Source organism: Paenibacillus elgii NBRC 100335 (genome assembly GCF_004000865.1).
GTDB classification, from domain to species: domain Bacteria; phylum Bacillota; class Bacilli; order Paenibacillales; family NBRC-103111; genus Paenibacillus_G; species Paenibacillus_G elgii.
The window spans coordinates 25,580-46,030 of sequence record NZ_BIMB01000037.1 but is presented as its reverse complement, the minus strand read 5'-3'; the positions used below and the strand labels follow the sequence as shown (position 1 = coordinate 46,030).

The following is a 20,451-nucleotide window of genomic DNA, read 5'->3' as shown; positions in this document are numbered from 1 at the left end:
GTCTGAATTGACAGTAGAGGTGAGAACAAATGTCGGTTATCTACTTGGATCATGCGGCATCCTCCTGGCCGAAGCCGCCTGAAGTATTGAAAGCGATGCATGATTGCATGGATCAGTATGCTGCCAACCCAGGGAGAGGAAGTCATGAGCTAGCTGTCAAAGCAAGCCGTGTATTGTTTGAAGGACGGAAACAGCTGGCGAAGCTGTTCAATATTAAAAATCCTAACGATATCGCATATGCTCATAATACGACCTTCGCCTTGAATCTGGCAATTAAAGGGTTTATCAAAGAGGGAGATCACATTCTTTGTACGGCCGTTGAACACAATTCCGTAAGAAGGCCGCTGGAGTATTTGAAGAGAACGAAAAACGTGCAAGTGACCTATGTGAAAACCGACGAGCAAGGACGGCTGAGCTTGGACGATGTGCGTCGGGAAATCACATCGAAGACAAGTTTGATTGTAAGTACGCACAGCTCCAATCTGTTAGGTAGTATTATGCCGATTGAGGAATTGGGACAGCTGTGCAGAGAGCATCATATTAAGCTGCTTGTTGATGCTGCACAAACGGCCGGAACGATGGAAGTCGATGTGCAGAAGCTGGGCATTCATATGCTTGCTTTTCCGGGACACAAAGGTTTACTCGGACCGCAAGGAACGGGTGGACTATATATCGATCCTGAGATCGATTTGGAGCCACTGCTCCACGGAGGTACCGGCAGTCAATCCGAAGCCGCGGAACAACCTGACGTTCGCCCGGATCGGTATGAAGCCGGAACGCAAAATACGGTAGGGGTTGCCGGGCTTGTGGAAGGTGTGAAGTACATACACCAGCAAACGGTAGAGCAAATTCATGCGAAAGAATGGAAGCTCACCCAAAGAATCATGAATGGGTTGATGGAAATTGATGGAGTAACCATTTTGGGGCCGAAAATCGGGCAAAATAAAACAGGAATTGTTGCCTTTACCATCCATGGTGCCGATTCGTCCGAAGTCGCTTTCATTCTGGATCAATCGTTTCATATTGCCGTTCGAGCCGGTTTCCATTGTACGCCGCTGGCTCATGAGATGGTCGGGACATTGGAACGCGGGGCTGTAAGGGCTAGTGTCGGCTGCTTTACGACAGAACAAGAAACGGATCAACTGCTCTATGCGGTTCGTGAGATTGCCAAGCATTTTAAATAGGAGAGCAGGAGGCTTTTAGCGTGGGGGACGCCGTACTGGAAATACCTGTGGAGGTGCTGTTGTTTATCACAGCGGCCATATCTTTATTGTTTTTAATTCTTGTTATTGTACTATGGGCAAAATTAAATAAGCTCCGCCGAAATTACAAAAGCATGCTGAACGGGACCGGGAGCTTGAATGTGGAACAGATCCTAATGGAGCTGCAGGAGAAAGGGAACATTCTGCAGGAAAACGATAGCCGAAACGAACAGCAAATTCAAGCGATACGGCGGGACATGTCTACAATGAAATCGCATATCGGGATACACCGGTACAATGCGTTTGCGGAAACGGGAAGCGATCTGAGTTTTTCCGTAGCGATCTTGGATGAACAGCAGACAGGAGTCGTGCTTTCGGGCATTCATGGCCGCGATGAAACGTATGTGTATGCGAAGCCGATTGAGCAGGGGCAATCCAAGTATGCTTTGTCCCCTGAAGAGAAAGAAGCGATTAGTCGATCCGTACCAAAGAGGTAGGAGACCATTGACGTTTGCCGCTGAAAGCCGTTTGGAACGATTTGGAAATCACCTCGGCCATGCTCATGACCAGGCTCAATCGAGTGTTTTGCAGGACGAAGTACTCCATAAATCCGCCTACGTTTACAATACCGGTAACGTGCATGTGACCGACAGGAGGAAGCTCTTTGTTGACGCCGGCGCCCGGCTTGACCGGACCGTCGCCCACTTGGATATAACCGACGCTGGTCAGTTGCCCGAGGCAGGCATCGATTGCGATGACGAAAGGATCGTTGAAATGCTGCTGAATCGTCGTCAAGGTTTCGTTTAGATTCATGGCATGAACCGGATGCTCCAATGTACCGTATAGATGGAGGCCCTCGATGCCTTGCTTTTGAAGCTGACTCCCGACCAGAGGTCCGAGCGCATCGCCTGTGGAACGGTCCGTGCCTACGCAAACGATGACAATGGGCTGCTGAGCCGGTATCGTTCGCAAAACAGCGCTTAGCTTATCTGAAAGCAGGTCGATGCTGTTTGCTTCGGAGTGCATAATTTTTAAAGTTTCGCTGGCCTTAGACTTGTGAACATCTCTCTGAAAGGGAAGTTTCATAGGAACGCCTCCTGCGGAAAAGGGTTGTGTGATAATCGGAAACGCCAGAAAATGGGTTGTTACTAGTATACGGTTGCTAGGAACGAAATATACGCGGGGCATAAAAAAATAGAAAGGGGGGTGGGAAGGTGCTGCTTATGGCTTTCGATTCAACACAGCAAGCTTTGAGGGCGGAGATGCTCCTCGATTATGCGGATATCGAAAACGATATGTGTCCTACCCCCAAAGAAATTACGGCTGGATGTGCGTTATCGCTGGAATTTCAGGAGGCGGATCTTCCGGAGGTTAAGCGCATTATTAAAGAAGAACGGGTAGATATCCACGGGCTCTATAGTAAAGAGGACGGACATTATGTTAACATAGAGTTGTAAGGTGGGAGATCGTAATGGATGAAATGCTGAAGGAAAGTGGTTTATCCACATGGGGACAATTTCAAGAAAAACTGATTAACTATTTATCCAACCCTGAATTGTGGACAGGATTGCTGTTCACCGTCATTAAAATCATACTGATTTTTATCGCGGCGAGGGTGATCATTAAGGTTGCGGAAAAAGCGCTGCAGCATATGATGATGGCACGGGATAAAGGGCCGATCAAGTTCGATGCGAGACGTTCGAAAACGGTAGGCAAGCTCGTGGGAAATATTATTACTTACGTTGTTAACTTTATTATGATCTTGATGATTTTGAGTCAATTTCAAGTGAATCTTGGTCCGGTCTTAGCTGGCGCTGGGGTCGTTGGGCTGGCGATCGGTTTCGGTGCGCAAAGCTTGGTGAAGGACGTCATCACCGGATTTTTCATTATTTTTGAAGACCAGTTTGCGGTAGGAGACGTTATTCAAGTAGGCAATTATAAAGGAACAGTTGAAGAAATCGGCCTGCGGGTAACCCGGGTGAAGAGCTGGACAGGGGAAGTTCACATCATTCCGAACGGAACGATTGTTCAGGTAACCAACTTTTCCGTCAATAACTCGCTTGCCGTCATTGATGTTTCGGTATCGTATGAAACGGATATCGATTTTGCGATGAAAATTCTTGAGGATACCGTTAAAACATTTTATGATACAAATGTAGACATGGTAAAACAGCCTGAGGTGCTCGGGATTCATACGATGGGAGCAACGGAAGTTACACTGCGGATTACGGCGGAGTGCAAGCCTAACCAGCAGTCCGGGGTAGCAAGGAAGCTGAATGCGGAGATCAAAAAAGCGTTCGAGGCCAACGGGGTTCAAATTCCTTATCCACGGATGATCACTTATCATAGAACGGAAAAGGCGGAATCGTGATGGAGAAGAAGCAGTATCAGTTAGGCGACGTCGTACAGATGAAGAAGCCGCATCCGTGCGGTACGAACGAGATGGAGATTATCCGGATGGGAATGGATATTCGCATCAAGTGTGTCGGGTGCAAGCACAGCGTGCTCGTTCCCCGGTCCAAGTTCGAGAGTAAGCTGAAAAAAGTGCTTCGCTCCGCCGCGCCAGCTGAAGATTCTGCGGCCACGGATGAGGGAGAAGCTTGATCGCTGGTAAATATTAAAAAGCACTTGCATACATACGGGTGTGTATGCTATTATATTTCTTGTCCCTTTAATGCGGAAAGGTACCCAAGAGGCCCAAGGGGGCTGACTCGAAATCAGCTAGGCGGCGCAAGCCGTGCGTGGGTTCGAATCCCACTCTTTCCGCCATAACTATAAAAACGAGACGACCGCAGGGTCGTTTTTTTGTTTGTGTGGAAAGTGGGATAGGACAGCATCCCAATCGGCAAGACGCTTTAACCACTTTTCCGGTTACATAAGAAAATCCCCGTATTCAGGACTTTATGTCACTGCTACGGGGATTTTGCGTTATCTCGTCAGGTTCATATTCAAGCAGGTCTCCGGGTGTGCAATCCAATGCTTTACACATCAAATTAAGTACCTCAACGCTTATTGCTTTAGCGTGTTACGGAGTCTCTACTTCCTTATTATCCGGTATGTATTCAATTATGTCGGATATCGTTATTTTACGAGTAATGCCTTGTTCGCGCGCAATTTTATTTAATGTATCAAGTAAATTAACCAATGTATGAATTTCGATTCGTTTTGTTTCCCCGCTCACTAAATCTAATACTGTGGCCGGCCGCGTTTTTGACTCGACAGCCAATTTATTCCTCGTAATTCCTAACTCTTCAATAGTTCTACCAAGGTTAAATCGTACTTTCTCCGTCATTTGTTACGCTCCTTAGTTTGCATCCTTCTTGTATTATAACGTAACTAAACGAGGCGGGGAAAATTTTTTGAATATTACTGTTGAAGTATTACTTTAGAAGTAATATTATATACCTCATAAGTACTACTGCAGAAGTGTTATACACTAATGAACAAGGGGGAAGAAGGATTATGCTCAAACGAATTAAAATGGTGATTGAGCAAGGGGAAAATGCATTTGAATTGGTTGATGCTTATTTGACTCCAGATGGATCGCACGCGTTTTATATTCTTGAAGGAACTATTCACTACACGATAGCCGTCCGGACGCAAAACGAACGAGTTTATGTTGAAAGTCAGGTATCGATGCAATTAGGAGATACGATCCGCGGCGAGGTGACCATTTATGATTTACATGATAAATTGATCGGTATGAGTGCATACCAGCTTTTAAATTTTCATGTTATTCACCATATGGATGATCTCAAATTAATAAACGAAAACTAACGTTAAAAAGAAATAAGAGAAGGCAATTTGAATATGCGGGGCTAAGGGATGGACCCGGCAGAAGACCAGCGATACAAGAGGAGATTAAAAAGGAACCAAGTCAAGGTTCCTTTATCTTCATGTCATATATTATTAGGATACTTAATTGTTCCTGTACCATTTGGAGGACTCATTCCCCGCCCTTCGTCCGTCGGTAGACGGAGAATCGGTCAACGGCATAGCCGATAATCGTCCATGAAAGTACGGTGAGCAGATAAAGCGGCCAAGGATTGATATTGGTGTAGGTGAAGATCGGGTAAAACCAGGCGGGCACGCTGAGCGAATAGAAGAGCAGATACACCGGATCGTACTCGTGTCCGACATAATGGATAAAGCACAGCACAATGCCCACAATGGTCAAGATTTTCGTATATTTATAGCGCATCGGTTGCGCCTCCTTTGTCCAAGTTGCATAGGAAGCAGGCTCCCCGCCGATCACCCATCTGGAAGGGAGCGAGCCGCTTTAGCCTCGAAACAGCTTTTTCCACTTGCGGTTATGGTTCGTTGTTTCCGGGAAGGGATCTCCCTTTTTCAAATTGATGATCTTCGGATTATTGATACCCATATGAAAGGCATTCTCGCCGACTTCCATATATTCGCCGTCGTTCGGCGCTTTGTCTCCCGGACGGAACTGACTCCATTCCCCCACAACAAGCCACCTCCTGTACTTAAATCTAATGTTAGATTTTCCATAAGGCTTCGGAAGCATGCGGGCTAATAATTGCCAGAACACCGCATAAAAAGGGCGTAGCTTGCGGATTTTGCTTGCGTTGCGCGCTCGATTTTGCTATAGTATTATGGTGCGAGTTTGGATAATATCGATTCTCGCTCCTTGCTCCTGACGGTACAAGCCGACTCGGGGGCCGCTAGTCCAAAAGGAGGTGGCAACATGCGCAAATACGAAGTGATGTACATCATCCGTCCTGACCTGGAACAGGAAGCTGTTCAGGCTACGGTGGAGAAGTTCCAAAACATCATCAACAACGGTGGCGAAATTACGAAACACGACCTGATGGGTAAGCGCCGTCTTGCGTATGAGATCAACAAGCTGCGTGACGGTCATTATGTGTTGGTTCATTTCAACGCAACCAATGAAGTCATTAGCGAGCTTGACCGCGTAATGAAGATTTCCGACGAAATCATTCGTTACCTGATCGTTAGAGACGTAGCTTAAGGCTTCGTGCCGTAATTGAGTTTGTTGACAACGAGCATCGTCAGATGATGCGGCCGTTGCAACGATCCGGGAGGGAATGCGGATGTTGAATCGTGTAATTCTGATCGGAAGGCTGACACGTGATCCCGAATTACGTTATACGCCGGCAGGTGTGGCTGTAACCCAGTTTACGCTTGCGGTAGACCGCCCCTTCACAAGCAACCAAGGGCAGCGGGAAGCGGATTTCATTCCGGTCGTAACTTGGCGCCAGCTTGCAGAGACTTGCGCAAACTACCTTCGCAAAGGGCGTTTGGCTGCAGTCGAAGGCCGTATTCAAGTACGTAACTATGACAACAATGAAGGCCGTCGCGTCTATGTGACGGAGATCATTGCGGACAATGTGCGTTTCTTGGAATCTGCTAACAGCGCAAACCGTGAAGATAGCGGTATGGGCATGAGCGGCGGTGGTGGCGGTGGCAACAGTGGCGGCGGGAACCGCGGAGGCTACGGCGGAGGACGCGAACAACAGGATCCTTTCCAGGATGACGGCAGACCGATCGACATTTCCGATGATGATTTGCCGTTCTAGCGATAGAGCGGAAGAACAATCTACGTAGAAAGGACTGAAAACAAGTGGAACAAAGAGAGAGACGTAATCCGGAAGAGCGCGGCGAAAGAAAGTTCGGCGGTCGCGGCAAAAAAGGCGGCAAGCGCCGGAAAGTGTGCTACTTCACGGTTAACAAAATTACGCACATCGACTACAAAGACATCGAAACGCTCAAGAAGTTCATCAGCGAGCGCGGTAAGATTCTTCCTCGTCGTGTGACAGGTACTTCCGCTAAATATCAGCGTATGCTGACCGTTGCGATCAAACGCGCGCGTCAAATAGCACTGCTGCCTTATACAACGGAATAGAATGATTGGAAAAAGACAGCTGGTATCCTACCGACTGTCTTTTTCTATATCTTCTTCAAGATGCTCTTCAGATCCTGCATGCCTAATCTGAACCGGAGGGCGATGAACCTTGATGCATTATGGCCTGCAAAACATGTTCTACAAATACATATGGTCGGCAAACTGGTGGAATCAAGGGGCGAAGGATGCGGCAGCTTCTCATCTCAATCTTCGCTGCCAGAAGCGCGATAGCGCTGCATTTCAAGCGCTGATCAGCTCGGACCGGGACGAGTTCCTGCTGACGGTCGGCGGGGATGCGATCCTGGGCAAAAGCGGTCCAATTAAGATCGTACGCTGCGAGATAGAGACTGACGCGCCATGTGAGGTAGAGGTCAAGCTGATTGGCTTGATCGAAGACGACGACCGGACGCTCAAGTCTGACGTGCTGCTGGAGCAACGGCATGCCTACGTGCAGAAACGGAAAATTCAACCGCTTTGGATCGAGCTGCATGCAGGGGAGTCGGCCGCGGCCGGAACGTACGGCGGGAAGGTGAAGTTTTACGCGCATTCGATGTTCGAGGACGAGGTGCTGGAGCGGGAGCTGACATTCAGCTTGACGATCGGCGTCCGCGTGCTGCCGGACCCGCGGGAATATTCGTTTTACTTGGATCTGTGGCAGCATAACTGCAATATTGCCCGGAAGTACAACGTCGCGTACTGGTCTGATGAGCATTTTGCGATCTTGGACTCCTACCTGTACAGCTTAGGCCAGCTTGGGCAAAAAGCACTGACCCTGATCGTCTCCGAGGAGCCGTGGTGCGGCCAGCGCTCGTTCATCGACGCGGAACCGTCTGATTTGAACGAATACAGCATCGTGCCCGTCGTGAAGCGCTGCTCTGGCGAATTCGCGTACGATTTTTCCCGGTTGGACCGGTATGTCGAGCTTGGGGAGAAGCATGGCATTCGCGAGGAGCTGGAGATTTTCGGCCTGATTAACGTCTGGGAGCACAAGGAGGAAGGATTCGGAAGCATCGTGCAGGACCACCCCGATGCTATTCGTGTTCGTTATTACGACGAAGCTGCGGGAAGCTACCGATTCATCCGCGATAAAAACGATCTTGCGGCTTATGTACAGGCGTTGGAGCGGCATTTTATCGAAAAGGGATGGATCGATCGGGTTCGGGTCGTGGCCGACGAGCCGGAGGATTTCGACTTGTTCGCCAAGCGGATGGCGTGTCTTCGGGAGATGGCGCCTGCTTTCCAATACAAGGCGGCGATTCATCAAAGCGAATTTATTCGCAAAGGGGTCCAAGGTATCGTCGATTATGTGCCGATTCTGGACTGTGCGGCGGGCGAGTTCGAGCAGCTGATGCAGGTGCGGTCGGAGGCGAAAGGACGGATGATGTATTACGTCTGCTGCGTGCCGGACAAGCCGAATACATTTCTCAGCTCGCCGGCGATCGAATCGAGGGTCATTCCTTGGCTGGCGGAAAGGCTGCAGATGGACGGATTTTTGCGGTGGAATTACACCGTTTGGCCGGACAATCCGCTCGAAAAGCTGTCTTACCGGCCTTCGCTGTGGAAGGCGGGGGACACGAATTTCGTCTATCCGGGCAAAGGGGGCCGGCCGTTGCTGTCGCTTCGCTACAAATGGCTGCAGCGGGGGATTCGGGATTTCGAGTACATGCAGCTGCTTAAGCGAAGCGGGCTTGAGGAACACGTGGAACAAGCGCTGCAGCGCATTTTCAAGTTCGATCATCCGGCGCAATTATGTCCCGGTTCGGGAAAAACGGCAGAGCAATTATACAGTTTTCATCCGGAGGATTACGACCGGCTTTACATGTAAATGACGTTAACCACAGGCTCAAGGCCTGTGGTTTTTGCTTACCCCGGCGGGTCCGGCACGATTTTTCTTCGGGGCTCGTATCATGATATGATGGAAGGGAGGACCACCCGGGGCCCGGCGTCGGGGGTCAAGTAAGAGGAAAGTAGGGAGATCCGTTGAATATTGCATTTTTCCTTGTCCCGAAGGACGATGTCATTTATTTTTCCCCTCATCATACGATGCGTCAAGCGCTGGAGCGCATGGAATTTCACCGGTATTCGGCCGTTCCGCTCGTGGACGATCACGGCAAGTATGTCGGCACAATTACGGAAGGGGACTTGCTCTGGAAGCTCAAGCATTCGCCGGAGATTGGCTTCGAGAATGCGCATAAGGTGCAGCTCAAAGACGTGCCGCAGCATATGATGATCCATCCGGTGCGAATTAACCAGCAGATGCAGGATCTGATCACGCTGGCTACCAACCAGAACTTCGTGCCGGTGCTCGACGACAACGAGGTGTTCATCGGCATTATCCGCCGCCGCGAAATCATCGATTATTGCTTCAAGCTGTGGCAGTCGGAACAAAAGGTGTAAAATTGTGTTATAATTAACGAAAGCGTCTGGGTAAGGGGAGAAGCGGCCATGTCCAATCTGGATCGTGACGTCGATTTGGCAAAACGGGCCAAAATCATCGAATGGCTCAAAACCGAACTGGTCGATCAGCTGGCTCATCTGCTGAAGGGGATGTGGGAAGGCAGCCATGCCAAAATTGTTGACGGGCTGTCCAGTCTTATCGCCTGCTGCTATATCCTGGGAAGACGGCTTGGTATCTCTTCGCGCAGTTTGGATGAGGCGGTATTGGATAAAATGAAAAAGCACCGCGAAGAAGGACATCAATTGGAAGAGTGGTATGGCGACATATCCGCTGTGGAAGATCATTTGCGTAAGAGGTGAAGTGCTTGGAAGGAACCCAAAAACCGCGTATGCTCGGGTGGAGCATTGCGTATATCATTTTGCTTTTATCGATCTTTTTGCCGCCGCTGAGCTTGATTACGGCCGCTCTGCTGATGGTGCCGGTGCTGATCATGTATGTGAAGCTCGGAACCCGCCGGTTTTTGGTTCATTACGTCGTTAGCCTGGCTGTCGTGTATTTCGTCGCCTCGCTGCTGGCCGGATGGCTCGGGGCGCTGCTCGTCTCGGTGTCGATCTTTTTCCTGCCGCCGGTCATTCAGATGGGTAATCTGTACAAAAAGCGGGCTGCGGCGCGTACGGTTATTACGGCAGGAACGCTTACCTTGCTTGGCGAGCTGTTGCTCACCCTAGTCGTCTGCTCTATGTTCGGCCTGAATCCGATCGGAAACATGAAACGATTTATGATGGACAGCGTGCAGACGCTGCCGGCTCAGGTGCAGGGCCTGATGGCTATCGATATGGACACGCTGGTGCAGCTGATGGTTCAGATGCTGCCGTTGTATATGATCGGCTTTTCGCTGTTCTACGTCGTTATATCGCACTGGCTGGCGCGCAAGGTGCTGGTACGCTCGGGCGAGTCGATTCCGGCGTTCAAACCGATTAAGGATTGGATGCTGCCCAAATCGTTCGTATGGCTGTATCTGCTTGCGCTCATCCTGGAGATGTTCGTGAAGGATTCGCGATCGATGGTCTTCACCGTGCTTCTCAATCTGCTTCCGCTGCTGATGGCGGCGTTTGCGATTCAGGCGATAGCTTTTTTATTTTTCATTGCACATGTAAAACGATGGAACAAAACGCTGCCGATTGTAGGCATTCTTCTTCTGCTGTTCATCCCGCCGGCTTACTTTATGTTCAGCTTGCTGGGCGTTTTCGACGTAGCTTTTCCGATCCGTGACCGTATGACCAGCAAATGACTTATCTTAGGGATTAGGAGCGAATGAAATGCCGAAGTTCCTGTTGAAGCGTTGGCACGGAATGCATATCGTATGGATTTTTGCGTTGCTTACGGTGCTGATCCTTATTCTTTTCATGTACTCGTGGATCATCAGCGTGATCGCGCTGGTTCTGTGCGGCATTCTGGGGTACTACACCTTGCAGGCGGAACAGGCGTTCCGTAAGGATTTGAACGAATACGTCAGCACGCTGTCCCATCGGGTCAAGCGGGCGGGGAGCGAGGTCATCCACGAGCTGCCGCTCGGGATTCTCTTGTATAACGAGGATAAGATCATCGAATGGCACAACCCGTTTGTCGCCAAAATGCTAGGCAAAGATTCGCTGATCGGCGAGTCGGTCAACGAGATGTTCCCCGTGCTCAAAACCCGCAAGGACAAAGAGCTCAAGCTTGAGATGACGATCGACAAGCAGATTTACGAAGTGCAGGTCCGCCCGGATGAGCGGCTGCTTTATTTTACGGATATCACGGCACTGAAATCGCTGCAGCTCCGCTATGAGGAAGAGAAGCTGGCGGTCGGCATCATCATGATGGACAATCTTGACGAGGCGACGCAGGGGCTGGACGACCAGACGCGCAGCATCATGATGGCTAAAGTGACGGGCGAGATCACCGAATGGGCGCAAAAGCATCAAATGTACCTGCGCCGGACGGCGTCGGACCGTTATTTTGTCATGATGGACCAAAAAGGGCTGAAGGCGCTCGAGCAATCGCGCTTTGAGATTCTCGACGAGGTGCGGGACATCACGATTGAGAACAAGCTGCCGATGACGCTTAGTATCGGTATCGCCTCGGGCACGTCGTCGCTCACCGAGCTCGGCCATTGGGCGCAGACGAGCTTGGATATGGCACTTGGACGAGGTGGCGACCAAGCGGCCGTGAAGGTCGGGGAGCGGCTGTCGTTCTACGGTGGCCGGACGAACGCGATCGAGAAGCGGACGCGGGTGCGGGCCCGGGTCATTTCCCATGCGCTGCGGGACTTGATCAAGGATTGTGATAAGGTCGTGATCATGGGGCATCGGGTTCCGGACATGGATGCGATCGGCGCGGCCATCGGGGTGCTCAAGATGGCGCACGTCAGCAACAAGGAAGGCTATATCGTGCTGGAGGGGGTCAACCCGTCCATCCAGAAGCTGATGGAGACGGTATACGAGGACGAGAAGCTGAACCGGTGGTTCATTACGCCGGATCAGGCGATGCAGATTACGAATTCGCGCACGCTTGCGGTCATTGTCGATACACACCGGGCCTCGATGACACCGGAGCCGCGGCTGCTGCAGCTCACGCCGCGCAAAGTGGTGGTCGACCATCACCGCCGCAGCGAGGACTTCATCCACGATGCCACGCTCGTCTATATGGAGCCGTATGCTTCGTCCACCTGCGAGCTGGTGACGGAGCTGCTGCAATATTTCCACGAGCGGCTGACGATGGGCGTGCTGGAGGCGACGGCGCTGCTGGCCGGCATCGTCGTCGATACGAGAAGCTTCAGCCTGCGCACGGGCGCGCGGACGTTCGAAGCCGCGTCGTTCCTGCGGCGGAGCGGGGCCGATTCTTCGTTAATCCAGCGGCTGCTGAAGGAAGATCTGGAGCATTACATTCAGAAGGCAGACGTGGTTAAGAACGCCGTCGTGATCTTCGACCATATTGCGCTTGCGGTGAATGAGCCGGGACGTAAATATTCACAGTTGCTCATTGCCCAAGTTGCTGATACATTGTTAACTATGACAGGAATTATGGCGTCGTTCGTCATCAGCGAGCGGCCGGACGGCTTGATCGGCATCAGCGCGCGGTCGCTCGGCGAGATGAACGTCCAGGTCGTGATGGAGCGGATGGGCGGCGGCGGCCACTTGACCAATGCGGCTACGCAATTGGAAGGCACGCTTGCGGAAGCTACGCAGCGGTTAAAGCAAATACTTAGCGAGATTCATGCGGAGGAGGGGTTGTTCGAATGAAAGTCATTCTGTTGAAGGACGTCAAAGGCCAAGGAAAGAAAGGCGAAGTGAAAGAGGTTTCCGAGGGCTATGCGACAAACTTCTTATTTAAACAACAGTTGGCCGCGCCGGCCAGCGATGCGGCGATGAAGACGCTGGAGCAGCAAAAGAAGGCCGAGGATCGTAAAAAAGCGCAGGAGAAAGCGGACGCGCAGGAGCTCGGCAAGAAGCTCGGCGAGCTGACGGTTCAGCTGAAAGCAAAATCCGGAGCGGACGGCCGCTTGTTCGGTGCCGTATCGAACAAGCAGGTAGCGGAAGCGCTGGAGAAGCAGGGGATCAAGCTGGACAAGCGCAAAATCGTAATGGATGAGCCGATCCGTACACTCGGGGTGACCGAGGTTGTCGTTAAGCTGCATCCGGAAGTGAGCAGCAAGCTGAAGGTTCACGTGGTGGAAGAATAGATCGGCTGGACCGATGAATATACGGTATTTTGGGGAAATGACAGTGCAGGAGCGGGCGGTGAAAAGCAGCCGGCTCCTGCGTCGTTATAAGGCAGTATCCAGTGGGGAGGATAACGGATGAACGAGAGTTTGTTTATGGATCGCATCCCTCCGCAAAATTTGGAAGCCGAGCAGGCGGTGCTCGGCGCTATTTTGCTTGACGGCGACGCGCTGGTCACGTCGATGGAGCGGGTGACGAGCGACGACTTCTACCGCGGCTCGCACCAGCGCATCTTCGAAGCGATGATCGAAATTGCGGAGGCGAATGAGCCGGTCGATTTGATCACGCTAACGGCCCGGCTGCAGGATAAGAAGCAGCTGGAGGAAGTCGGCGGCATCAGCTATTTGTCGGAGCTGGCCAATGCGGTGCCGACGGCAGCCAACGTCGATTACTACGCGCAGATCGTGGAAGAGAAGTCGATGCTCCGCCGCCTGATCCGCGCCGCGACCCAGATCGTCACGAATGGGTATTCCGGCGAGGACGAAGTGGGAACGCTGCTCAGCGACGCCGAGCAGCGGATTATGGAGATTTCGCAGGCACGTTCGGGCTCCGGCTTTATTGCCATCAAAGACGTGCTGATGGAGGTTTTCGACAAGGTCGAATTCCTCTTCAACCAGAAGGGGAGCACGACGGGAGTCCGTTCCGGCTTTGCCGATCTCGACAAGATGACGTCCGGATTTCAGCGTTCGGACCTCATTATTGTAGCGGCGCGTCCTTCGGTAGGGAAAACCGCCTTCGCCCTGAACATCGCGCAGAACGTCGGGGTGCGGGAGAAGGAAACCGTGGCCATCTTCAGTCTCGAGATGGGCGCGGCCCAGCTCGTGCAGCGGATGATCTGTGCGGAGGCGAATGTGGACGCCGGCCGGATGCGGACGGGCTTTTTGGAGCCGGACGACTGGGAGAAGCTGACGATGGCGATCGGATCGCTGTCGGAGGCGAATATCTACATCGACGACTCGCCGTCCGTTACGGTGGCGGACATTCGGGCGAAGTGCCGCAGGCTGAAGAAGGAGAAGGGCCTCGGTATGATTCTGATCGACTACCTGCAGCTGATTCACGGCCGCGGCAAGGGCGATAACCGGCAGCAGGAAGTATCTGAAATTTCGCGGACGCTAAAGCAAATCGCCCGTGAGCTGGACGTGCCGGTCATTGCGCTGTCGCAGCTCAGCCGGGGCGTAGAGCAGCGGCAGGATAAGCGGCCGATGATGTCCGACCTTCGGGAATCCGGTTCGATCGAGCAGGACGCTGATATCGTGGCGTTCCTGTACCGGGACGATTACTACGACAAGGAATCCGAGAAGAAGAACATCATTGAGATCATTATCGCCAAGCAGCGGAACGGCCCAGTCGGGACGGTGGAGCTGGCGTTTCTCAAAAACTACAACAAATTCGTCAATCTCGACCGGTCGCACCAGGAGATGGCGATGGCGCGTTAACCGTAGCATTGGTACGATTTGTTGCACGGGGAACATTTTTTGCGGAAATTGGTTTAGGTTAGCATAAAGGACGGCATCCTGCGGTAGAATACGCGCAGTGCCGTTTTTTTGCGTTAGAAGGGGTTGTCGATGTTTTCCGAACAATGCTGGGCGAAGGATTATAATTGTTCGTTTTTATTGACTTTGCGCTAGTCAACTGCTAAACTAGTCATGGTGCGTTGCACCGTAAAGGCTAATATTAGGTGGTTTCCCACCTCACGGGGGTAGTGAAGATGTCAACGGTAGTGGTTGTCGGAACCCAATGGGGAGACGAAGGAAAAGGAAAGATTACCGACTTTCTGGCAGAGTCCGCTGAGGTTGTCGCGCGCTATCAGGGCGGGAACAACGCAGGACACACCATTCTCATTAACGATAAAAAGTATAAGCTGACGATGATTCCTTCCGGCATTTTTTATGAAGATAAAGTATGCGTCATCGGCAACGGGATGGTTATTAATCCGGGTGCGTTGCTTGAAGAAATCCGCTATATTCACGAGAACGGCTTCACAACGAAGAACCTGCGCATCAGCGACCGCGCGCATGTCATCATGCCGTATCATTTGCTGCTCGACGGTTTGGAAGAAGAGCGCAAAGGCGATAACAAAATCGGCACGACCCGCAAAGGGATCGGCCCTTGCTATATGGACAAAGCGGCGCGTAACGGCATCCGGATCGCCGATCTGATGGATGCGGAAGAATTCGAGAGCAAAGTGCGCCGGCTCGTCGCCGAAAAGAACACGCTGATCGAGCAAGTATACGGCTCCAAAGGGATCGACGCCGACTCGATCATTCAGGAATACCTCGGATACGCCGAGCAGCTACGTCCTTACGTCACCGATACGTCGGTCATCTTGAACGACCTGATCGACGATGGCAAGAAGGTGCTGTTCGAAGGGGCGCAAGGCGTCATGCTCGATATCGACCAAGGCACATACCCGTTCGTCACCTCGTCGAACCCTTCGGCGGGCGGCGTCTGCATCGGTTCGGGTGTCGGTCCTTCGAAGATTCAGCAAATCATCGGTGTGGCCAAATCGTATACGACGCGCGTAGGCGACGGTCCGTTCCCGACCGAGCTGATGAACGAAACCGGCGACTGGATTCGCGAGCGTGGTAACGAGTACGGTACAGTCACCGGCAGACCGCGCCGCGTCGGCTGGTTCGACAGCGTCGTCGTCCGTCACGCCCGCCGGGTGAGCGGCATCACGGGCTTGTCCTTGAACTCGCTCGACGTGCTCGCCGGTCTGGAAACGGTCAAAATCTGCACCGCCTATACGTACCGTGGCGAGACAATAAGCCATTATCCGGCAAGCCTGAAAATGCTGGCTGAGTGCCAGCCGGTGTACGAAGAGCTTCCGGGCTGGAGCGAAGACTTGTCCGGCGTCCGCAAGCTTGAGGATCTGCCGGAGAACGCCAGACGTTACGTCGAGCGCGTGTCCGAGCTGACAGGCATTCCGATCGCGATCTTCTCGGTTGGCCGCAACCGCGAGCAGACGAATCTGGTGAAGCCGATTTATTAATTTGGAAGTTGAAATACGCAACCCCTCGAACCGTTCTTGAAGGACGGTGGCGAGGGGTTTTTCATGTCCGTGTTTGTATTTTTCCCCGGCATCCCCCGGTTGGTTTCCCAGAAAAAGGTCAATACTGTGAATACAGTAGCAGAAGGCAAGATGGGAGATGTCCGGGATGAAATGGCTGTTAGGGATCGCCAAGCTGGCGGTCAGTGCGGCGGTTACCTCGCTTTGCTGTGTGGCGCTGACGTTCGCGGCTGCCAATACCTATGTGGACTTATTGCTCGACCAATATCATATTCCGCGTCCGGCCGGGCAAAAGATCGAATGGGGCGCCTTCATGAGCCGGTTCACGGCGCAGCTGGGGCTTGGCGCGGGGGGCGGGAACGGCGTGCCCGCGAAGCCTAAAGACTTGGCGGTGTCCGTGCCTCCGGCAGGCAATACGCCTTCCTCTTCGGAAACCGGCACGAAGGAACGCACGCAGATGGACGGCAAAACGACGGCTCCAGGCAGCGGTAAGGCGAACGATGACCCTTATAGGGTGCCGGAGGACGCGGTCGCCGTCTGGAGCCGCCAATCGGGGAAGGCAAGCAGCAAGAAGGACAGTCTCACAGGGCAGGAACAGAGGATCGTGGTCTCGAGCGAGGAAGTGACGAAGAAGAAGGAGCAGTTGTCCGAAGCGGACAAGGCGAAAATCTTTTCCTTGATGGTCTCGCGCGTGCCGCAGGAAGACATGCAGACGATATCCAAGCTGATGGAGGACGGCATTACGGCCGGTGAGCTGAAGGAAATCGAGCGGCTCCTCCAAAAATCGTTGAAGTCTGACGAGTATAAGCAGTTGATGGATTTAATTCAAAAGGAAACGCCCTGACGAGAGCAGGGCGTTTGAGCGTGTTGAGGAATCCGATTCGCATAGAAAACTCTCTGCATACGCCGGCGGGGTATATCCCTCCAGCCGCTCTTGAAAACCGTGAACTTGATTAGAATTAGCGGTATTTTCACGGATTTCAAAGGCGGACGTAAACTCTTACGGGATATACCCCACCTCTATTTGGCTGAGTTTTTTACTTCTAAGGATTCTCAACAGCCTACAACGCCCTGACGCGCGCAGGGCGTTTATTTTTTTCCTCGTTCGGAGTCTCCCTATTCAACGGACCCCCCGAAGCGGGTTACCGTGTCTTCGGCTTGTCGAATCCGCGATGATTCGACAACGACCTGCAGCAAGCAGGCGGGACTTTCGGCTATTGACAAATGAGATAGTCCGCCGCCCAGAAGGGATACTGGCATCGGCTGATGCGGCTCCACCCCCGGCTCGATCTGGAGATCGACGACGCCCTGCTTGCGCAGCGCATCTATGGCTTGCTGCAGGTCATGTTCACTTCGGAAAGTCGCCGTAAAATTTTCCATCGATTGTCTTCACACTCCTGTCACTTTCTCCGCCTTCATGTGGGATAAGATACGATTTTGTTGAAATGGGCAAAGTCAATGTGGTAAATTTATAAAGTAGTTTTTAACCCATTGGGTTATTGTCCCTTTTTTTAGTGTTTTTATGTGCACATCGTAAGCGAACCTGTGAACGTACGCCCAGACAACATGAGACTATAGACTTAGAGAAAAAGAAACGTGTCATCAGGAAAAGCATCGCATCCGTCGGTCTTAAGACCGGGGAAGCTGAGGTTCGAATGCGGCAAAAAACGGCTTAAAAGGAGAAGAAAATGAAATTTTTCAAAGGAGCAGATCGACTCAAGGGCCTGTTGGACAAGCTTCGCGCTCCAAGGTCTGCGGATCGGTCGAATAATTTGGATGAAGGCGTAAAGCCAGCGGCGGTGTCGGAGGTACCGGGAGCGACAGCGCTTGAACGGATGAAAAACCGAATCATTTTACATAAATGGATGTTCATCAAATCGGTATCTGCGCTTGGCTTGATGGCGGCGGTTGTTGTTAGCGGACATGAATTGGTCGAAGCCAATATGAACGATTATTATCAGGTATATGCGAACGGAGACTTGATCGGAATCGTATCCGATCCTTCCAAGGTCGAGGAATATAAGCAAAATAAGCGGGAACAGCTGTCCAAGAGCGAGGCCGATCTTCGGATGGTCGTAACGGAACCGAAACTCGAATTAACGCCTGAAAGGGTTTTCAGCCACAATGCGAATGACCAAGCCGTGCTCGATAAGCTCAGCGGCTATTTCTCCTCGTACCCCGTAGGCGTGCAGCTTGTGGTGGACGGCAAACCGATGGGGATCGTAAAGGATGAAGCGACGGCGAAGACGGTGCTGGACCAAATCAAGAACAATGCGATCGCATCGATGCAAACGAAGAAGATGTCGGGGCGCGTAAGCATCTTGTCGGCGTCTCCCGCGGCGGGTACACCAGCGCAAACGGAGCTGCAAAAAGCGGACTTCGTGCAAAAAGTCGATCTTCAGGAAGTGAAGATTGAGCCGAAGCAACTGGTGAATCCGGAGGACCTGCGCAAAAAGCTGGAGACCGGCGATGCTCAGCCGACGAAATATACGGTGGAGAAGGGCGATTGTGTCTCGTGCATCGCAAAGAAGCTGAATATTCCGAAGCAGGTTATTTATCAGAACAATCCCACGATCAGCGACGATATGATCAAGGTTGGCCAACAGCTTGATTTGACTGTCCTGCAGCCGACGCTTGCCGTGCGGACGGTCGAAAAAGTGGTGGAAAATCAAGAGATTGCCTACGAGACCGAAGTGAAGCAGGATGACAACATGCGACTTGGCGAATCCGAGGTGTTGAGTCCCGGTAAGAATGGTCTCAAGAAAATGACCTATCAGCTTACGAAAGTAAATGGGCTGCTTGAGGCGGAGACGGTCTTAAGCGAAGAGGTCGTTCAACAGCCGGTCAAAGCCGTCGTGAAGAAAGGCACCAAAGTGATCAAAGGCGAAGGAACGGGCAAATTCGCTTGGCCGGTACTGTCGGCAACGATTACGAGCACGTTCGGCACCCGTTGGGGCGCGTTCCATAAAGGTGTCGATTTGACCGGCAACCGCAACATTATGGCGTCGGACAACGGCAAAGTCGTATTTGCCGGCGAGAAGAGCGGGTACGGCAACTGCATCATAATCGATCATATGAACGGCTACCGCACGCTGTATGGCCATTTGAACCAGATCAATACGAGCGTCGACAAGATCGTCGAGAAGGGCGAGAAGATCGGTTATATGGGCAGCACCGGAGATTCGACGGGCGTGCATCTGCACTTCGAGGTACAGAAGAACGAAACGCCGGATAATCCGCTGAAGTATTTGAACCAATAAAGGCTGGAGAGATAAAGGGGCATGGAAGTCACAGGAAACCTGGGCTTCCGTGTCTCTTTTTGCTTCAGGATGTGGTAAAATAATAGAATAGCTTACCATGGATAGGATATCGTTGACATTCGGCCGCGCGAAGCAAGGAGCGTAGTACGGATGCAACGCAGTCTCTGACAGGCGGTGAACAAAGCATGGCCAAAATTCTCGTCGTCGACGATGAACAGCCGATTGCCGATATATTGAAATTCAACTTGGAAAAAGAAGGCCACGAGGTCATCTGCGCTTATGACGGTGGAGCGGCCGTGGATCTTGCCTATTCCGAAAACCCGGACCTGATTCTGCTCGACCTGATGCTGCCGGTCAAGGACGGTATGGACGTCTGCCGGGAAGTACGGGTGAAGCTGAACACGCCGATCATCATGCTGACGGCGAAGGATAACGAAATCGACAAGGTGCTCGGCTTGGAGCTTGGAGCCGACGATTACGTGACGAAGCCGTTCGGCACGCGCGAGCTGTTGGCCCGGGTGAAGGCACATTTGCGCCGTCATACGAAGTCGGCGGTGCCGGCGGCAGCCCAAGCGCAGCCGAACGAGGAAGAAGCCCGGCAAGGGCTGCGTATCCAGAGCTTGTTTATCGATACGGACATGTACGTTGTATATAAGGACGACGTTCCGCTCGATTTGACACACCGGGAATTCGAACTGGTGCAGTACATGGCCAAGAACAGCGGCAAAGTCATGACGCGGGAGCATCTGCTTCAAGCGGTATGGGGCTTCGAATATTTCGGCGATGTGCGGACGGTCGACGTGACGATCCGCAGACTGCGCGAGAAGCTTGAGGACGATCCGAGCCGTCCGGAGTACATTATTACCCGGCGCGGCCTCGGGTACATGATGCGCAATTCGAAAGCAAGCGCCGGCGGCTATTAAGCAGAGGCCGAGC

Annotated in this window: 26 protein-coding genes and 1 tRNA gene; 21 read left to right on the top strand and 6 right to left on the bottom strand. The window is 52.2% G+C overall.

Features of this window, described 5'->3' with window-relative positions:
- The first annotated feature begins 29 nt into the window (after positions 1-29).
- Positions 30-1,184 (top strand): aminotransferase class V-fold PLP-dependent enzyme, encoded by a 1,155-nt coding sequence (locus tag PEL01S_RS23545; protein ID WP_063182429.1) that lies wholly within the window; start codon positions 30-32, stop codon positions 1,182-1,184.
- Between the two features lie 20 nt (positions 1,185-1,204).
- The gene (locus PEL01S_RS23540) at positions 1,205-1,699 is read left to right on the top strand and encodes a DUF4446 family protein (RefSeq protein WP_063182428.1); all 495 of its coding nucleotides are present in this window, start codon (positions 1,205-1,207) and stop codon (positions 1,697-1,699) included.
- On the opposite strand, the gene yyaC is transcribed toward PEL01S_RS23540, so the two are convergent.
- Positions 1,674-2,288 (bottom strand): spore protease YyaC, encoded by a 615-nt coding sequence (gene yyaC / locus PEL01S_RS23535; protein WP_127462028.1) that lies wholly within the window; start codon positions 2,286-2,288, stop codon positions 1,674-1,676. The genes PEL01S_RS23540 and yyaC overlap by 26 nt on opposite strands.
- A 128-nt stretch (positions 2,289-2,416) precedes the next feature.
- Between yyaC and PEL01S_RS23530 the strand changes: the two genes are divergently transcribed.
- The 4 genes from PEL01S_RS23530 to PEL01S_RS23515 all read left to right on the top strand — a co-directional run bounded on the left by PEL01S_RS23530 (position 2,417) and on the right by PEL01S_RS23515 (position 3,971).
- Positions 2,417-2,659: a putative Se/S carrier protein gene (locus PEL01S_RS23530; RefSeq protein WP_029192024.1), complete on the top strand. Its 243-nt coding sequence runs from the start codon at positions 2,417-2,419 to the stop codon at positions 2,657-2,659.
- Positions 2,660-2,673: 14 nt separating this feature from the next.
- Positions 2,674-3,573, top strand: coding sequence for a mechanosensitive ion channel family protein (locus PEL01S_RS23525; protein WP_063182426.1), 900 nt, complete (start codon positions 2,674-2,676; stop codon positions 3,571-3,573).
- Positions 3,573-3,806 (top strand): DUF951 domain-containing protein, encoded by a 234-nt coding sequence (locus PEL01S_RS23520; protein ID WP_010502202.1) that lies wholly within the window; start codon positions 3,573-3,575, stop codon positions 3,804-3,806. Before PEL01S_RS23525 ends, PEL01S_RS23520 begins: the two co-directional genes overlap by 1 nt.
- A gap of 74 nt (positions 3,807-3,880) precedes the next feature.
- Positions 3,881-3,971, top strand: a tRNA-Ser gene (locus tag PEL01S_RS23515).
- A gap of 124 nt (positions 3,972-4,095) precedes the next feature.
- On the opposite strand, the gene PEL01S_RS23510 is transcribed toward PEL01S_RS23515, so the two are convergent.
- A complete protein-coding gene (locus PEL01S_RS23510; protein WP_082866975.1) occupies positions 4,096-4,191 on the bottom strand; it encodes a helix-turn-helix domain-containing protein in 96 nt (31 codons plus the stop codon).
- Between the two features lie 36 nt (positions 4,192-4,227).
- On the bottom strand, positions 4,228-4,494 hold the full coding sequence (locus PEL01S_RS23505; protein WP_063182425.1) for a helix-turn-helix domain-containing protein: 267 nt from the start codon (positions 4,492-4,494) through the stop codon (positions 4,228-4,230).
- 170 nt (positions 4,495-4,664) lie between these two features.
- On the opposite strand from PEL01S_RS23505, the gene PEL01S_RS23500 reads away from it, so the two are divergent.
- Positions 4,665-4,979, top strand: coding sequence for a hypothetical protein (locus tag PEL01S_RS23500; RefSeq protein WP_127462027.1), 315 nt, complete (start codon positions 4,665-4,667; stop codon positions 4,977-4,979).
- Positions 4,980-5,148: 169 nt separating this feature from the next.
- Here PEL01S_RS23500 and PEL01S_RS23495 read toward each other — a convergent pair whose 3' ends face one another.
- Together PEL01S_RS23495 and PEL01S_RS23490 are read right to left on the bottom strand one after the other, a co-directional pair.
- Entirely contained in the window at positions 5,149-5,403 is a 255-nt protein-coding gene (locus PEL01S_RS23495) for a hypothetical protein (RefSeq protein ID WP_063182422.1), read from the bottom strand.
- 78 nt (positions 5,404-5,481) lie between these two features.
- A complete protein-coding gene (locus PEL01S_RS23490; RefSeq protein ID WP_036691808.1) occupies positions 5,482-5,667 on the bottom strand; it encodes a YjzC family protein in 186 nt (61 codons plus the stop codon).
- 240 nt (positions 5,668-5,907) lie between these two features.
- On the opposite strand from PEL01S_RS23490, the gene rpsF reads away from it, so the two are divergent.
- The 12 genes from rpsF (at position 5,908) to PEL01S_RS23430 (ending at position 17,099) form a co-directional block, all read left to right on the top strand.
- Positions 5,908-6,192 carry a 30S ribosomal protein S6 gene (rpsF, locus tag PEL01S_RS23485; RefSeq protein WP_036691811.1) on the top strand — a complete coding sequence of 95 codons (285 nt, stop codon included), beginning with the start codon at positions 5,908-5,910 and terminating at the stop codon, positions 6,190-6,192.
- A gap of 82 nt (positions 6,193-6,274) precedes the next feature.
- On the top strand, positions 6,275-6,760 hold the full coding sequence (gene ssb, locus PEL01S_RS23480) for a single-stranded DNA-binding protein (protein ID WP_063182415.1): 486 nt from the start codon (positions 6,275-6,277) through the stop codon (positions 6,758-6,760).
- A 44-nt stretch (positions 6,761-6,804) separates the two neighbouring features.
- A complete protein-coding gene (gene rpsR / locus PEL01S_RS23475) occupies positions 6,805-7,086 on the top strand; it encodes a 30S ribosomal protein S18 (RefSeq protein ID WP_127462026.1) in 282 nt (93 codons plus the stop codon).
- Positions 7,087-7,198: 112 nt separating this feature from the next.
- Positions 7,199-8,911 (top strand): DUF4091 domain-containing protein, encoded by a 1,713-nt coding sequence (locus tag PEL01S_RS23470; RefSeq protein WP_127462031.1) that lies wholly within the window; start codon positions 7,199-7,201, stop codon positions 8,909-8,911.
- A 155-nt stretch (positions 8,912-9,066) separates the two neighbouring features.
- Positions 9,067-9,483 carry a CBS domain-containing protein gene (locus PEL01S_RS23465; protein WP_063182411.1) on the top strand — a complete coding sequence of 139 codons (417 nt, stop codon included), beginning with the start codon at positions 9,067-9,069 and terminating at the stop codon, positions 9,481-9,483.
- Positions 9,484-9,531: 48 nt separating this feature from the next.
- Positions 9,532-9,843 carry a MazG-like family protein gene (locus PEL01S_RS23460; protein WP_010501566.1) on the top strand — a complete coding sequence of 104 codons (312 nt, stop codon included), beginning with the start codon at positions 9,532-9,534 and terminating at the stop codon, positions 9,841-9,843.
- The gene (locus PEL01S_RS23455; RefSeq protein WP_231884755.1) at positions 9,840-10,775 is read left to right on the top strand and encodes a DUF2232 domain-containing protein; all 936 of its coding nucleotides are present in this window, start codon (positions 9,840-9,842) and stop codon (positions 10,773-10,775) included. Before PEL01S_RS23460 ends, PEL01S_RS23455 begins: the two co-directional genes overlap by 4 nt.
- Positions 10,776-10,803: 28 nt before the next feature.
- Complete coding sequence (locus PEL01S_RS23450; protein ID WP_127462025.1) at positions 10,804-12,765, top strand: DHH family phosphoesterase; 1,962 nt, start codon at positions 10,804-10,806, stop codon at positions 12,763-12,765.
- Positions 12,762-13,205, top strand: coding sequence for a 50S ribosomal protein L9 (rplI, locus tag PEL01S_RS23445; protein WP_127462024.1), 444 nt, complete (start codon positions 12,762-12,764; stop codon positions 13,203-13,205). Before PEL01S_RS23450 ends, rplI begins: the two co-directional genes overlap by 4 nt.
- A 117-nt stretch (positions 13,206-13,322) precedes the next feature.
- On the top strand, positions 13,323-14,681 hold the full coding sequence (gene dnaB / locus PEL01S_RS23440; protein ID WP_036691841.1) for a replicative DNA helicase: 1,359 nt from the start codon (positions 13,323-13,325) through the stop codon (positions 14,679-14,681).
- A 272-nt stretch (positions 14,682-14,953) separates the two neighbouring features.
- Complete coding sequence (locus tag PEL01S_RS23435) at positions 14,954-16,237, top strand: adenylosuccinate synthase (protein WP_063182401.1); 1,284 nt, start codon at positions 14,954-14,956, stop codon at positions 16,235-16,237.
- 166 nt (positions 16,238-16,403) lie between these two features.
- A complete protein-coding gene (locus PEL01S_RS23430) occupies positions 16,404-17,099 on the top strand; it encodes a hypothetical protein (RefSeq protein WP_127462023.1) in 696 nt (231 codons plus the stop codon).
- A gap of 272 nt (positions 17,100-17,371) precedes the next feature.
- On the opposite strand, the gene PEL01S_RS23425 is transcribed toward PEL01S_RS23430, so the two are convergent.
- Positions 17,372-17,635, bottom strand: coding sequence for a hypothetical protein (locus PEL01S_RS23425; RefSeq protein ID WP_063182397.1), 264 nt, complete (start codon positions 17,633-17,635; stop codon positions 17,372-17,374).
- A 308-nt stretch (positions 17,636-17,943) separates the two neighbouring features.
- On the opposite strand from PEL01S_RS23425, the gene PEL01S_RS23420 reads away from it, so the two are divergent.
- Together PEL01S_RS23420 and yycF are read left to right on the top strand one after the other, a co-directional pair.
- Positions 17,944-19,515, top strand: a complete 1,572-nt coding sequence (locus tag PEL01S_RS23420) for a M23 family metallopeptidase (protein WP_127462022.1) — start codon at positions 17,944-17,946, stop codon at positions 19,513-19,515.
- 185 nt (positions 19,516-19,700) lie between these two features.
- Positions 19,701-20,438 carry a response regulator YycF gene (gene yycF, locus PEL01S_RS23415; RefSeq protein ID WP_127462021.1) on the top strand — a complete coding sequence of 246 codons (738 nt, stop codon included), beginning with the start codon at positions 19,701-19,703 and terminating at the stop codon, positions 20,436-20,438.
- The last annotated feature ends 13 nt before the right edge of the window (positions 20,439-20,451 follow it).